Source organism: Chitinophaga sp. GbtcB8 (genome assembly GCF_019091455.1).
Classification (GTDB): Bacteria; Bacteroidota; Bacteroidia; order Chitinophagales; family Chitinophagaceae; genus Chitinophaga.
In genome coordinates, this window is sequence record NZ_JAGXJN010000527.1 from 1 (window position 1) to 230 (window position 230).

At 50.0% G+C, this 230-nt stretch carries 1 protein-coding gene; it reads right to left on the reverse strand.

Annotated features, from left to right (window positions below; all coding sequences use genetic code 11):
• Positions 1-230 (reverse strand): hypothetical protein (locus tag KVT36_RS32470; protein ID WP_217607545.1); only part of this gene is annotated, 230 nt, incomplete at both ends.

Consider the following 230-nt stretch of genomic DNA (forward strand, 5'->3'; position numbering starts at 1 on the left):
CGGCTGTTGCAACGGACCCTGGCGGGAAGGCGACCCGAAGAAGAACCTCCCCCAGCCCCCAAAGGAGAGGGGCAGGCCGCACTGAAAGGAAAGACCACCAACCGCCTGGGAAAGAATTAAGAATTTGTTGGTTTCAGTGGCAGGTTGGTGTAAATATTGCCGCCTTACGTGCAAAAATTCTAATCCCATTTTAAAACTGACAACCATGGAGAACAAAAAGAAAGTTCTGT